Origin of the sequence: Microbacterium jejuense (assembly GCF_039544225.1) — a bacterium.
Lineage (GTDB): Bacteria > Actinomycetota > Actinomycetes > Actinomycetales > Microbacteriaceae > Microbacterium > Microbacterium jejuense.
Window position 1 is genome coordinate 174,872 of record NZ_BAABLG010000001.1, and the last position, 12,418, is coordinate 187,289.

Below are 12,418 nucleotides of genomic sequence, written 5' to 3' on the forward strand. Positions count from 1 at the left end.
GCGCACTCCAGCACGCAGTTCGCATCCCACAGCAGATCCTGGCCTTCATCGGCCGGGTCCGACGCGGGGTGCAGACAAGGGATCTTGGGTGGGGCCGTCCGGCTCCACGGTACTAAGGAGACATCACTATGGCAGCAGTGTGCCAGGTGACTGGAGCAGTTCCCGGCTTCGGTCACAACATCTCGCACTCGCACCGCCGGACGAAGCGCCGCTTCGACCCGAACGTGCAGAAGAAGACCTACTTCGTTCCGTCGCTGGGTCGCAACATCAAGCTCAACGTCTCGGCCAAGGGCATCAAGGTCATCGACGCTCGCGGCATCGAGGCGGTCGTGCGTGACCTCCAGGCGAAGGGTGTGAAGCTCTAATGGCCAAGAAGGCACAGGACGTCCGTCCGATCATCAAGCTGCGTTCGACCGCGGGCACGGGGTACACCTACGTGACGCGCAAGAACCGCCGCAACAACCCCGACCGCATCGTGCTCAAGAAGTACGACCCGGTCATCCGCAAGCACGTCGATTTCCGAGAGGAGCGTTGATCCATGGCTAAGAAGAGCAAGATCGCGCGCAACAAGCAGCGCCAGGAGGTCGTCGACCGCTACGCCGCCAAGCGCCTTGAGCTGAAGAAGGCGCTCGTTTCGCCGAACTCGACCGACGAAGAGCGCGAAGCCGCTCGCGTCGGCCTGCAGAAGCTGCCCCGCAACGCGTCGCCGGTCCGCCTGCGTTCGCGCGACGTCATCGACGGCCGTCCCCGCGGTGTCCTCACGAAGTTCGGCATCTCGCGTGTCCGCTTCCGTGACATGGCGCACCGTGGCGAGCTGCCCGGCGTGACCAAGTCGAGCTGGTAAGCACCCGCTTTCGCGAAAGGCCCGGAGTTCTCTGAACTCCGGGCCTTTCGCATACCCGGGCGAGGCGCCCTCAGGCCGTCGCGCGCAGCGCCGCCATGACGTGGGCGATCCGCACCCGGATCTCTTCTTCGTCGGGCAGGCCGAGCCGCAGCGCGAGCCGGTGGTAGAGGGGACCGTAGAAGAGGTCGAGCGCGACCGCCGGATCGGCGCTGCCGGGGAGCTCGCCGACCCGCTGCGCCGACCGCATCCGCTCCTCGAATCCGGCGATGCTGGGGGCGATCACCTGCTCGCGGATGCTGGCGGCCAGTGCGGCGTCCAGCTGCCCCTCGGCCACGAGCGCGGCGACGGGCGACGTGTCCTGCGGGCTGTACAGCCCCACGACGATGTTCACCTGGGTGTTCATATCGCGCTCGAAGTCGCCCGTGTCGGGGAACAGCGCCGTCCGCCCGGCGAGTTCGGTGACCGCGTCGAGCAGCACGGTGCCCTTGGACGGCCACCAGCGGTAGATCGTCTTCTTGCTGACGCCGGCGCGCTCGGCGATGCCCTCGATCGTCAGTGCGGAGAACCCCGTCTCGCGGCAGAGCGACAGCGCGGCGTCGAGGATCGCGACGCGCGCGCGCTCGCTGCGGCGCTGCGGATCGGGTGCTCCGGCCATGCGCTCAGGCTACACGACACGTAGCGTGTTGCCTTGGCGGAATCGTGGTGCTAGCTTCATGACACGACACGTAGCGTGTCGTTCTGTACCGCAAGGAGACCCCCGATGACCCTCCAGATCCCGATGAGCACCCTGACCGACCTGCGCGATGCGCACGCGGACGTCGAGTGGATGCCCGTCGACTTCCGTCTCGCGTTCGATGCCTTCGCGTCCTACCTCGCCCGGCGCCTGCCGGAGGTCACCCCCGACACCGGGGCCGAGGTGCTCGATGACCTGGCCGCGCTCTTCGCCGAGGCGGCGACCGCCGGCAGCCCGCTGCGTGCCGTCGTCGGGAGCGATCCCGCCGAGATCGCCGAGGCGCTGCTCGCCAACCACGCGGACGCGCCCGGCAACCGCGACGCGCGTGCCGATCTCGTGCGGGCGATCGATGCCGTGACGGCGTGACCATGCCGTGAGCCCGCCTCGCGCGCGAAGATGGTCGCATGCTGCTGGACCCGTTCTTCTCCGAGCGCCTGCGGGTGCACCGCGAGTACCTGATCGGCCAGGCGCTGGCGGGCGCCCGCACGCGTCTGCGGGAGCTGTGGCCGTTCGCGCGGGACGCCGAGGTTCCCGCGGGCGGAGTTCCCCAGAAGCCGACGGCCGCCGCCAAGCTCGGCCCGCACGCCCGGGCGCGGGCGAAGCACCGCCGCCAGGCGCTCGCGTGGGATCGCACCGAGCTGCGCACCGCCGGGACTCCCGGCCCCGATGTGCCGACGACCGAGCATCGGCTGTCCCCCGAGGGCCTGCCCCCGTTCCGCGTCCGGATCTACCGCCCGCCCGCCGCCGAAGCCCCGACGCCGGCCGTGCTCGCGTTCTTCGGCGGCGCGTTCCGGCTGGGCGGCATCGACTATCCGACGACGGATGCCGCGTACCGCCGCCGTGCGGTCGACGCGGATGTGGCGATCGTCGCCGTCGACTACGCGCTCGCCCCTGAGCACCGGTTCCCGGTCGCGGTCGAGCAGGCCTACGCCGCCCTCGACTGGCTCGTGACCGAAGCGGCCGACCTGGGCCTCGACCCCGGCCGCCTCGGCGTGGCCGGCATGTCCGCGGGCGCCAACATCGCCGCCGCGCTCACTCTCGTCAACCGCGACCGCGCAGCGCATGCCGTGCTGCTGCAGGTGCTGGAGGTGCCGGTCACCGACCTCACCGGTGCACGCCTCGACCTGCGGGCGACCCGGGCCCTCGGCATCCCGAGCATCATCGCGCTGCGCGAGCTGCGCTCCGTCGCCCGCACCTATCTGCCGCGCTCGCGCGACGCGCGCGCACCGTACGCCTCGCCGCTGCGGGCGGCCTCGCACGAGGGACTGCCGCCGGCGGTGATCCTCACGGCCGAGTATGACCCGCTGCGCGGCGACGGCGACGCGTACGGCGCGGCGCTGCGCACCGCCGGGGTCGACGCGAGCGTCGTGCGGTATCAGGGAGTCACCCACGACACCGCGATCTTCACGGGCGCGCTCCCCGCCGCACGCCGCTGGCACGAGGACGTCGTGACCGCCCTGCGCCGCCTGCACGCCTGATCCCCGTCCGAACCGGCAGAGACTGTTCTCGGATGCCTCTGCCCGAGGCATCTGAGAACAGTCCCAGCCTCCGAGTGACGCAGTCCGCCTTACCGTGCGGTCTCGGGCTCGCGCACCTGGTGCTCGGTCGCCCAGGTGAGGGCGTAGTCCGCGATCTCCTCCCAGCCGTCCTGGCTGACGAGGCGGTGGGTGCGGCCCGCGTACTCCTTGTACTCGACGATCGCCGGGCTGCCGGTGGACGTGTACTTCTTCACGATGGCCTTGCCGATCGCCGGCGGCACGACGTGGTCGATCTCGCCCGTGATGACGAGGAACGGCGCACGGTCGGCGCGGGCGTAGTCGACGTGGGTGACGCCGTTCTTCTCGTTGAGGACCGACGTGACGCCCTCGAAGAAGACCCGGTTGTACGAATTCACCGCGTACTGCTCCCACAGCTCGTCGGAGGCGGCGCGGGGCAGGTCGTTGCCGAAGGTGAAGTGGAAGTGGCGCTTGCTCAGGGGCTTGGCGCCGTTGCGGCCGAAGGGGTTCGAGAGGATCGGGGTGCCCGTCCACAGGGTCGACAGCGGCAGCGCGGTCACGCCGGCGGTCTGGCCCGGCGCGACGCCGACGTACGCGACGCCGAGCCCGCGGTCGGCGAGCATCTGCGTGATCACTCCGCCGAACGAGTGGCCGATGATGATGGGCTTCTCGGGGAGAGCGCGGATGATGCGCTCGTAGTTGTCGGCGATCTGCTTCAGCCCCACTCCCTTGAGCGCCTCGGGGTTGCTCCGGATGTCTTCGACGGAGCGGTCGTCGATGCCCGGCCAGCCGGGGACGATGACGTCGTGACCGGCGGCGCGGAAGCGCTCGGCCCACGTGTCCCAGCTCTTGGGGGTCATCCACAGTCCGTGGATCAGGACGATCGGGGTCTTGGCCGAGGTGTTCATGTCGCTCTCCTTGAGTGGGTGGTGCTCGTGGGTGTCAGGGCTCCGGATCCGGTGGGGTTCGGCTGATGTATCCTGATAGTAGACCGAACGTTCTATCTACGCAAGAGTATTCCCACATGGCACGATGGAGAGGAGGAAAGGCTCATGACGATGACGACGGATGCCCCGGCCACACGCCCCGGTTCGGCCCGCGAGCGGCTGCTGGGCGCCGCGACCGAGCTCTTCTACAACGAGGGCATCCACTCGGTGGGCGTCGACCGCATCATCGAGGAGGCCGGTGTCACCCGGGCCACGATGTACAAGCAGTTCGCCGGCAAGGAGGGGCTCGTCCTCGCCTACCTCGAGGGCGAGGACCGGGGCCTGCGCGGCCTCTTCGCGCAGGCGGCCCAGGCCTCGGACGACCCCGCAGTCCTGCTGGACCTCGTCGTCGAGGGCATCGAGCGCGACATCCGCGACCGCCACACGCGCGGCTGCCCGTTCATCAACGCCGCCGCCGAGTACCCCGACCAAGGTCCGGTGCGCGACCTCATCGCCGACCACCGCGAGTGGTTCCGCGAGACCCTGCGGCAGCTGGCCGAGGGGGCCCGGCTGCGCGATCCCGACGGGGTGGCGGCATCCCTCGTCCTGCTGCGCGACGCCGCGCTCGTCGGCGGGTATCTCGACGGCCAGGACCGCGTCGGCCCCGCCTTCGCCCGCACCGCCCGCGACCTCATCGCCGCCCACCGCGCCTGACGCGCGGAAGGGCCGGGACCTCATGGGTCCCGGCCCTTGCGCGTGAGAAGGGTGGATGCCGGGCGCCCGGCATCCACCCTCCCCGACGATCAGCGACGGGCGCCGGCCGTCCAGGCGGGTGCGCCGTACTGGAACGCCCCCAGACTCGGCACCGCATCGGTGGAGCCGTCGTTGTATCCCGGCAGCGGGGTCGCGACGCCGCGCGCCGGCGAGCCTGCCTGCAGACGGTAGTCGTGATTCGCCGCGTCGACGAACAGCGGGTCGCCGTCCATCAGGTTGTTCGACAGCGTGAGGCCGCCGTCCGTGGCGCCGGTCAGCCCCTTGATCGGACCGATGTTGTTCATCACCACGCTGCCCGTCGACTGGTCCGGACCCTTGACGTAGAACAGCGTCATGCCGCCGGTGTTGTTGTAGACGAGGTTGTCGTGGCTGCCCGAGCCGAGGCCGTTGAGCTCGACGGTGCCCTCGGGGTTGCCCCAGCCGACGTTGTTGTGGATGCGCAGGTCGCTCTGGCCGTTGTCGGCGTAGATGCCCGACATGCCGAACGGGTACACGCCGCCCTTGCGCGCGTTGGGATCGTGCAGCACGTTGTGGTCGATCTGCGTGCCCTCCATGCGCGACGAGCAGCACGTGTAGATCGCTGCGGTGTCGACGCTGAGGCTCGCGTAGCCCGAGATGTCGTTGTACGCGATGCGGTCGGGGCCGGGGACGGTGCCCTCGACGCCGTTCCACTGCAGGTTCACGCCGCTGCGGCCGACGCGGGCCATCGTGTTGTACATGACGGTCTGGCTGTGGCCCTGCACCGCGACGGGGGCTGCGTACGTGCCCGCGTAGTCGACGTCGGTGATGACGTTGTCGATCGCCGTGTTGCCGTAGCCGCGCAGTGCGATGCCGTTGCCGGCGCTGTACTGGATGGTGCTGTTCTTGACGGTGTTGCCGGTGCCGTTCAGGACGATGCCGGTGTCGCCGACGCCGCGGGTCACGTTCTCACCGCAGTTGGTGGCGCCGCGCGTCACGTCCCAGTAGTGGCTCAGGTACTTCGCATCGATGCCGTCGAGCACGACGCCCGTGCTCGACGTGCCGGTCTGCACCGCCGACGCGAACAGCCCGAGACCTTCGAGGTGGATGCCGGAGGCCGAGCTCAGATCGAACGCCAGCTGCCGCTTCTTCGCCTCGATGAAGTGGCGGTTGGGGTTGTCGTCGCTGTAGAGGTAGAGGCGCTTCGTGGCCGGGTCGTAGAAGTGTGCACCCGGGTAGCCGAGCTCGCCGATCTTGCCCGACAGGCGGTACCACGTGTCGGTCGGGACGACCTTGTGCGAGCACACCGGCGCGGTCTGCAGGGTGATCGAGCCGACGTCCGAGGTCGCCACCGCGCCGGTGCTGGTGATGTACCAGTACGAGGTGAGCGCGCGGGCGCCGTCCCAGTAGCCGGCGGGGCGGGTCATCTGCGGGTCGACGATCTTCGCGTCGGCGGAACCCGCTTGCGCGCGGCGGATGACGGGGTCGAGCAGATCCGTGCCGGGGTACGGGTACGACGCCTCGATCGACATCGTGCCGTCGAGGAACACCTGCTCCTCGCCGCCCTTCGCGCCGAGGTCGACCGCCACGCTGTAGATCTTGCGCTGCTGCACGGCCGTGCTGAACAGCGAGTCCGCCGCATACGGGTCGGCCGCGGTGATCGCCGCGAGGTCCTTCGGCAGCACCGGCGTGAAGCCGGTCAACCGCTCGGTGCCGTTGACGACCACGTCCGCGCCGGGAGCTGCGCGGTACGTGATCGGACGGTCCTCGGTGCCGGAGGCCGTGGCCGTGACCGTCTCGCGGTAGGTGCCCGCGCCGATCTCGCACGTGTCGCCGGCGACCATGATGTCGGCGCACTGCTGGATGGTGCGGAACGCAGAGCGCAGTGACGTGCCGTCCCCTCCTCCGCCGGCGGTCGCCGACACGTAGAACGTGTGCGGCCCCTCCGTCGGTGCGGCCGCCGCAGCGCCTGCGACGGTGAGTGCGACCCCGATTCCGAGGGCCGTTCCTGCCATGATCTTCCGCCGTGGGGACGGTTGAATAGGAAGCATCCTTGCTCCAATCGATGGTGAGTAATCGATAATCTATCGACGGGACTCGAGGGATGTCCATGGTCTCGGGCGGGCTCATTCGCCACTTTCGTCACTCTGATCACAGGACACGCGGTCGTAAACGGCAGAAATCCGCAGAAATACGCGGAACTGTCGGCCGTGTCGGGTACATTCGGTCCCGGTCGATCCGACCAGCCGGGGGGCGCCAGCCGTCCGGACCGAGCAATGACAGGACGGCAGTCGTCGTCTTTGGAGGACAACCACATGGCCGACAAGACCATCACCAAGACCGAGCTCGTCGCGAGCATCGCGAGCGCGACCGGCCAGAGCCAGTCCGCCGTCTCGGGCGTGCTCGACTCCCTCTTCTCGGCTGTGTCCGAGGCCGTCGCGGCCGGCAGCAAGGTCTCGATCCCGGGCTGGATCGCGTTCGAGCAGGTCGCCACGTCGGCTCGCACGGGCCGCAACCCGCAGACCGGCGAAGAGATCAAGATCCCCGCGGGCAAGCGCGTCAAGGTCACCGCGGGCTCGAAGCTCAAGGCTGCCGTCAAGTAATTCCGACGCAGACCTCCAGAGGGGATGCCGCGACCCGCGGCATCCCCTCTCTCGCTGTCGGGGCGCGTACCCCACCGCTCGTTGAGCGAGCGAAGTGAGACGAACGCCGCAAGATGCCCATCGGACCCAGCCGATCCGGCGACGTCTGCGGGAGCCGGCTCCTCGAGAGCCCCTCATCGCGTTTCGTCTTCGCTCCTTCGTCGCTCCGCTCGACGACCGGGCTGTCAGGGACGGCAACGTAGGCTTGTGGGGTGAATCCCCGCGCGCTGCGGGCCGTCGGGCCCGCGCTCCTCGTCGTGACCGCGCTCGCGGCGATGGTGTGGGCACTCGCGTTCGGCGGCGGTGCGGCACCGCTCGCGATCGCCGATCCCGGTCCGTTCGTGCGCTGGATGCTGCCGACCGTGACGCTGCTGGTCAATCTGTCGGCCGCCGGCATGGTCGGTGTCCTGGTGACCGCGCTATTCACACTGCGCGCGGGCGAGCGCGAGTTCGACGTCGCGCTGGACGTGGCCTCCATCTCGGCGGCGGTCTTCACACTCGCGTCCGCGGCAACCGGCATCCTGACCTTCATCGACGCGTTCAACCCGGTCGTCAGCCTCGGGCCCGAGTTCGGCGCGCAGCTCGGCCGCTACATCGTCGAGACCGAGCCGGGGCGCACGTGGCTCATCACCACGATCGCCGGCGCCGCGCTGACCGTGCTGACCTTCGCCGTCCGGTTGTGGACGGCCACGTTCTTCGTCGCGCTGCTGGCCGCGGCATCCCTCGTCCCGATGGGCACGCAGGGGCACTCCGGCGAAGAGGCGTTCCACCACGAGGCCATGACGGCCCTGATCCTGCACATGATCGGCGCCGCGGTGTGGCTGGGCGGACTCCTGCTCATCGTGATCGTACGACCGCTGCAGTCGCGCGAGCGCAGCGCCGACACGGTGGGCCGGTACTCCAGCATCGCGATCGCGGCCTTCGCCGTCGTCGCGGTGTCGGGCGTCGTGCGCGCGGCGATCGGGCTGCAGACGTGGTCGGCGCTGATCTCGCCGTACGGCGCGATCCTCGCGGTCAAGGTCGTGGCGCTGATCGCGCTCGGTCTCTTCGGCGCCTGGTACCGCACGCGGCTGATCGGCAGGATGCGGACCGTCCCCACGGCCTCTCCACTCGCCGCTGGCGCGTCGAGCGGAGCCTCTGGCCGCGTGGGCCCAGATGCCGCCACCCGCTCGTTCTGGTCGCTCATCGCCTTCGAGATCGTGCTCATGGGCATCGCGAGCGGCGCCGCGACGGCGCTCGCACGCACGCCCCCGCCGGTGGCGCCGCTCATCCCGGCGACCCCGACGCCCGCCGAGCGCCTGACCGACGCGCCGCTGCCGCCCGAGCTGACGATCGACAAGTGGATCACGGCGTGGAACATCGACCTGCTGTGGGCGGTCGTGGCGGGCTTCGCGATCTTCTTCTATCTCGTGGGCGTGTGGCGCCTGCACCGCCGCGGCGACGCCTGGCCGATCTACCGCACGATCCTGTGGGTGCTGGGCTGGCTGCTGCTGGTGTGGGTGACCGGCGGCGTCATCAACGTCTACCAGGACTACCTGTTCAGCATGCACATGGTCGGGCACATGCTGCTGACCATGGCGATCCCGCTGCTGCTGGTTCCCGGTGCGCCGATCACGCTCGCCGCTCGCGCCATCCACAAGCGCGACGACGGCACGCGCGGCGGGCGGGAGTGGCTCCTGTGGGCCGTGCACTCGCCGGTCGCCCGCATCCTCACCAATCCGTTCGTCGCGGCGGGGATCTTCATCGGCTCGCTGTGGGTGTTCTACTTCACCGACCTGTTCCGGTGGTCGCTGTACGACCACCTGGGCCACGAGTGGATGATCGCGCACTTCCTCATCACGGGGTACCTGTTCGTGATGTCGCTCATCGGCATCGACCCGGTGCCGTACCGCCTGCCCTACCCGGGCCGGCTGCTGCTGCTCATCGGCGTCATGGCGATGCACGCGTTCTTCGGCATCGCGATCATGATGCAGGAGGGCCTCATGGTCGCCGAGTGGTTCGGCTCGATGGGCCGCACCTGGGGCGCGACGCCTATGGAGGATCAGTACACCGGCGGCGGGGTGGCGTGGTCGATCGGCGAGATCCCGACGCTCATCGTGGCCATCACGGTGGCGATCCAGTGGAGCCGCAGCGACGACCGCGAGACCAAGCGCCGCGACCGTCACGCCGACCGCACCGGTGACGCGGAGCTCGAGGAGTACAACGCCCGCCTGGCCGCGCTGGCCGAGCGCGACGCCCGCACCGGCGGCTGACCCGAGCAGTCCCGCAGCGGGACGCGGCTACTGGGTGTCGGGACCCGACACGACGATCGATGCCGACCCGTCGGGCTGCACGGTGATCGTGCCTCGCACGATGAAGGGCACGTCCTCGCTCAGCGGGCGGACGCGGCCGTCGAAGATCGACCGGATGTCGACGTCGATGTGGGCGACGGCCTCGGCGGGCTTGATCGCCCAGCCGGCCCCGTCGGGCTCGACCGCGACCGTCGGCTGCGACACGATCGACCACGTCGGCAGGTCGTCGATGCGATCCTGCACGAAGTAGCCGAACGGGCAGGCGGTGGGCTGCAGCACCTGCTGCGTCGCGCACTGGGTGAGGAACTCCTCGACCTTCTGCTGCACGACCTCGACGAACTCGTCGGTCGGCTGCGCCTGCACCTTCACGGGGATGGCGTGGAACGGGCTGTCCGACAGCACCGCGACACCCGGCGTCGCCGAGATCGCCGTGTCGACCGACACCGAGTACAGGCCGGGCGAGAACACCAGCAGCGCCACGGGGGCGAGGGGGTCGGCATCCACCCCATCCGGCGACACCTGGCGCTTGTCGATGCGGAAGCCGTTGACGTCGACGCTCATCGACCCGGTCACCGCGAGGTTCATGACGGCCAGGGGGCTCTTCGCGAACCGCCACGTCGGGGCGAGCCCGACCGAGCCGTCGCGCTCCACGTCGAACGTCGTGGTGCCGTCGTAGCCGCGCGCGGTGTAGGCGACGGTGACGTGCGTGACGTCGCCGTCGACCTGCTCGGAGGTCACCGTCACGTCGTCGAGCGTCGACAGCGCGCTGCTGCGCAGCAGCGCGTCGGAGGCCGTCGGCGGCAGGCCTGCGGCTTCGAGCTCGGTGGAGGTCACCGCCACGCCCGGCATCGCGAGCGCCTCGGCCGCACGGCCGTCCTCGAGCAGGCCGACATAGCGCTCGACGAAGGCGGACGGACTGTAGTACTCGCGCTCGATCACGCCCCAGGCGGCGAAGACGGCCGCGACGAGCACCGCGCCCACGGCGCCCAGGATCGTCAGGTCGAGCGCGAGGCTGCGGCGCCGTCGGGGCTTGAGCGGCGGCTGCACGACCTGCGACGCCGTGCCCGTCCCGGGGACCGCGCTGTCGAGGGTCGCGTCGGCGGCCGGGGCGCTCGCACCACCGGATGCCGCGTCCACTGCCGCCCGATCCACCCGACCAGTCTAGAAACCCCAGGCCGGGAGGCCACTGTATGAACCATGGACGCCTGTGGAAAGAATGGATGCCGTCCACATCGGCCCATCGGGACAGGGCGGGTGGCGGCATCCGGTCGTTAGCATGAATCGGTGAGCACAACTCCTTCTTCGGCCGGCATCGCGCTGTCCGCCGAGCAGGAGGCCCTGTTCCGGCTCATCGAAGACACCCGCGAGCACGTGTTCGTCACCGGTCGCGCCGGCACCGGCAAGTCGACGCTGCTGCAGCACCTGGCGTGGCACACCAACAAGCAGATCGCGGTGTGCGCGCCGACGGGGGTGGCCGCGCTGAACGTCGAGGGGCAGACGATCCACTCGCTGTTCAAGCTGCCGCTCGGCATCATCGGCGGGCACGACGAGCCGCAGTCCGACGCGACGCGCAAGCTGCTGAACGCCATCGACACCCTGGTGATCGACGAGATCTCGATGGTCAACGCCGACCTCATGGACGCCATCGACCGCGCGCTGCGGCAGGCCCGCGGGCGGCGTTCCGAGCCGTTCGGCGGCACGCAGATCGTCATGTTCGGCGATCCGTACCAGCTGGCGCCGGTGCCGCCCCGCGGCGACGAGCTGCGCTACGTGCAGGACCACTACCGCTCGTTCTGGTTCTTCGATGCCAAGGTGTGGGTCGGCGAGGCGGCGACCGACGGCATCCTCGACGTCGGCACGTACGGCACCGAGCTGAACATCCGCGAGCTCATCGACATCCACCGGCAGAACGATCCGGCGTTCAAGGCCATGCTCAACGCCGTCCGGTACGGGCGCGTGACCGCCGACATCGCGCAGGTGCTCAACGACACCGGGGCGCGGCGGCCGCCGGATCCGTCCGACGGCGAGCATCCGATCATCACGCTGGCCACCCGCAACGACATCGTCAACAACATCAACCGCCGGCACCTGAATGAGCTGATCGGCCGTGAGCAGACCGCCACGGCCGAGGTCAACGGGGATTTCGGGCGAGGGGATGCCGCCTACCCGGCCGACCTCGAGCTCAAGCTGAAGGTCGGGGCCCAGGTGATGTTCCTGCGCAACGACACCGGGTCGTTCGGCGAGCCGCCGCGATGGGTCAACGGCACGATCGGCACCGTGACGCGCATCGCGGGCGAGTCGGTGCGCGTAGACGTCGAGGGCGACGAGTTCGACGTCGAGCCGTCGGTGTGGGAGAAGTACCGCTACTCGTACAACCCCGGCTCCAAGACGCTCACGCGCGACATCGTCGCCGAGTTCACGCAGTTCCCGCTGCGGCTGGCCTGGGCGGTCACGATCCACAAGTCGCAGGGCAAGACGTACGACCGGGCGATCATCGACCTCGGCTCGGGAGCCTTCGCGCCGGGGCAGACCTACGTCGCACTGTCGCGGCTGACCTCGCTCGACGGGCTGTACCTGTCGCGCCCGCTGCGGCCGCGCGACATCCAGGTGGATGCCGACGTCCAGCGCTTCATGCGCGACGCGGTGCGCGGGCCCGCGGTTCCCGGTCGTTGAGCGGAGCGACGAAGGAGCGAAGACGAAACGTCGTCAGACGCTCTCGAGTACCCGGCCCGACGCGTACGTCGCGCGGGTGGC

Annotated in this window: 13 protein-coding genes; 9 read left to right on the forward strand and 4 right to left on the reverse strand. The window is 69.8% G+C overall.

Going from position 1 to position 12,418, the window contains the following annotated elements:
- Positions 1–128 precede the first annotated feature (128 nt).
- The 3 genes from rpmB to rpsN are packed head-to-tail and all read left to right on the forward strand — an operon-like array spanning position 129 to position 844.
- On the forward strand, positions 129–365 hold the full coding sequence (rpmB, locus tag ABEA46_RS00800; protein ID WP_013584774.1) for a 50S ribosomal protein L28: 237 nt from the start codon (positions 129–131) through the stop codon (positions 363–365).
- Positions 365–535: a 50S ribosomal protein L33 gene (gene rpmG, locus ABEA46_RS00805; protein ID WP_018173550.1), complete on the forward strand. Its 171-nt coding sequence runs from the start codon at positions 365–367 to the stop codon at positions 533–535. Before rpmB ends, rpmG begins: the two co-directional genes overlap by 1 nt.
- Before the next feature lie 3 nt (positions 536–538).
- Complete coding sequence (gene rpsN / locus ABEA46_RS00810) at positions 539–844, forward strand: 30S ribosomal protein S14 (RefSeq protein WP_191173342.1); 306 nt, start codon at positions 539–541, stop codon at positions 842–844.
- Between the two features lie 70 nt (positions 845–914).
- Here the strand turns inward: rpsN and ABEA46_RS00815 are convergent, their stop codons facing one another.
- Positions 915–1,499: a TetR/AcrR family transcriptional regulator gene (locus ABEA46_RS00815; protein WP_345542412.1), complete on the reverse strand. Its 585-nt coding sequence runs from the start codon at positions 1,497–1,499 to the stop codon at positions 915–917.
- A 105-nt stretch (positions 1,500–1,604) separates the two neighbouring features.
- Here ABEA46_RS00815 and ABEA46_RS00820 point away from each other — a divergent pair, with 105 nt between their 5' ends.
- Both ABEA46_RS00820 and ABEA46_RS00825 read left to right on the forward strand, forming a co-directional pair.
- Positions 1,605–1,943, forward strand: coding sequence for a DUF1048 domain-containing protein (locus ABEA46_RS00820; RefSeq protein ID WP_345542413.1), 339 nt, complete (start codon positions 1,605–1,607; stop codon positions 1,941–1,943).
- Positions 1,944–1,981: 38 nt separating this feature from the next.
- On the forward strand, positions 1,982–3,055 hold the full coding sequence (locus ABEA46_RS00825; protein WP_345542414.1) for an alpha/beta hydrolase: 1,074 nt from the start codon (positions 1,982–1,984) through the stop codon (positions 3,053–3,055).
- Positions 3,056–3,144: 89 nt separating this feature from the next.
- Here ABEA46_RS00825 and ABEA46_RS00830 read toward each other — a convergent pair whose 3' ends face one another.
- The gene (locus ABEA46_RS00830) at positions 3,145–3,981 is read right to left on the reverse strand and encodes an alpha/beta hydrolase (protein ID WP_345542415.1); all 837 of its coding nucleotides are present in this window, start codon (positions 3,979–3,981) and stop codon (positions 3,145–3,147) included.
- 144 nt (positions 3,982–4,125) lie between these two features.
- On the opposite strand from ABEA46_RS00830, the gene ABEA46_RS00835 reads away from it, so the two are divergent.
- Positions 4,126–4,713 carry a TetR/AcrR family transcriptional regulator gene (locus ABEA46_RS00835; protein WP_345542416.1) on the forward strand — a complete coding sequence of 196 codons (588 nt, stop codon included), beginning with the start codon at positions 4,126–4,128 and terminating at the stop codon, positions 4,711–4,713.
- 89 nt (positions 4,714–4,802) lie between these two features.
- Here the strand turns inward: ABEA46_RS00835 and ABEA46_RS00840 are convergent, their stop codons facing one another.
- Positions 4,803–6,746, reverse strand: coding sequence for a right-handed parallel beta-helix repeat-containing protein (locus ABEA46_RS00840; RefSeq protein ID WP_345542417.1), 1,944 nt, complete (start codon positions 6,744–6,746; stop codon positions 4,803–4,805).
- Between the two features lie 300 nt (positions 6,747–7,046).
- Here ABEA46_RS00840 and ABEA46_RS00845 point away from each other — a divergent pair, with 300 nt between their 5' ends.
- Positions 7,047–7,334, forward strand: coding sequence for an HU family DNA-binding protein (locus tag ABEA46_RS00845; protein ID WP_345542418.1), 288 nt, complete (start codon positions 7,047–7,049; stop codon positions 7,332–7,334).
- Between the two features lie 251 nt (positions 7,335–7,585).
- Positions 7,586–9,625 (forward strand): bifunctional copper resistance protein CopD/cytochrome c oxidase assembly protein, encoded by a 2,040-nt coding sequence (locus tag ABEA46_RS00850; protein ID WP_345542419.1) that lies wholly within the window; start codon positions 7,586–7,588, stop codon positions 9,623–9,625.
- Positions 9,626–9,652: 27 nt separating this feature from the next.
- Here the strand turns inward: ABEA46_RS00850 and ABEA46_RS00855 are convergent, their stop codons facing one another.
- Positions 9,653–10,711: a hypothetical protein gene (locus ABEA46_RS00855; RefSeq protein ID WP_345542739.1), complete on the reverse strand. Its 1,059-nt coding sequence runs from the start codon at positions 10,709–10,711 to the stop codon at positions 9,653–9,655.
- 237 nt (positions 10,712–10,948) lie between these two features.
- On the opposite strand from ABEA46_RS00855, the gene ABEA46_RS00860 reads away from it, so the two are divergent.
- Positions 10,949–12,337, forward strand: coding sequence for an ATP-dependent DNA helicase (locus ABEA46_RS00860; RefSeq protein ID WP_345542420.1), 1,389 nt, complete (start codon positions 10,949–10,951; stop codon positions 12,335–12,337).
- Positions 12,338–12,418: the final 81 nt, after the last annotated feature.

What these genes read in the sequence shown, in the direction of transcription:
- rpmB (WP_013584774.1), top strand. Translation starts at nt 129, where the DNA reads ATGGCAGCAGTGTGCCAGGTGACTGGAGCAGTTCCCGGCTTCGGTCAC.
- rpmG (WP_018173550.1), top strand. Translation starts at nt 365, where the DNA reads ATGGCCAAGAAGGCACAGGACGTCCGTCCGATCATCAAGCTGCGTTCG.
- rpsN (WP_191173342.1), top strand. Translation starts at nt 539, where the DNA reads ATGGCTAAGAAGAGCAAGATCGCGCGCAACAAGCAGCGCCAGGAGGTC.
- ABEA46_RS00815 (WP_345542412.1), bottom strand. Translation starts at nt 1,499, where the DNA reads ATGGCCGGAGCACCCGATCCGCAGCGCCGCAGCGAGCGCGCGCGCGTC.
- ABEA46_RS00820 (WP_345542413.1), top strand. Translation starts at nt 1,605, where the DNA reads ATGACCCTCCAGATCCCGATGAGCACCCTGACCGACCTGCGCGATGCG.
- ABEA46_RS00825 (WP_345542414.1), top strand. Translation starts at nt 1,982, where the DNA reads ATGCTGCTGGACCCGTTCTTCTCCGAGCGCCTGCGGGTGCACCGCGAG.
- ABEA46_RS00830 (WP_345542415.1), bottom strand. Translation starts at nt 3,981, where the DNA reads ATGAACACCTCGGCCAAGACCCCGATCGTCCTGATCCACGGACTGTGG.
- ABEA46_RS00835 (WP_345542416.1), top strand. Translation starts at nt 4,126, where the DNA reads ATGACGATGACGACGGATGCCCCGGCCACACGCCCCGGTTCGGCCCGC.
- ABEA46_RS00840 (WP_345542417.1), bottom strand. Translation starts at nt 6,746, where the DNA reads ATGGCAGGAACGGCCCTCGGAATCGGGGTCGCACTCACCGTCGCAGGC.
- ABEA46_RS00845 (WP_345542418.1), top strand. Translation starts at nt 7,047, where the DNA reads ATGGCCGACAAGACCATCACCAAGACCGAGCTCGTCGCGAGCATCGCG.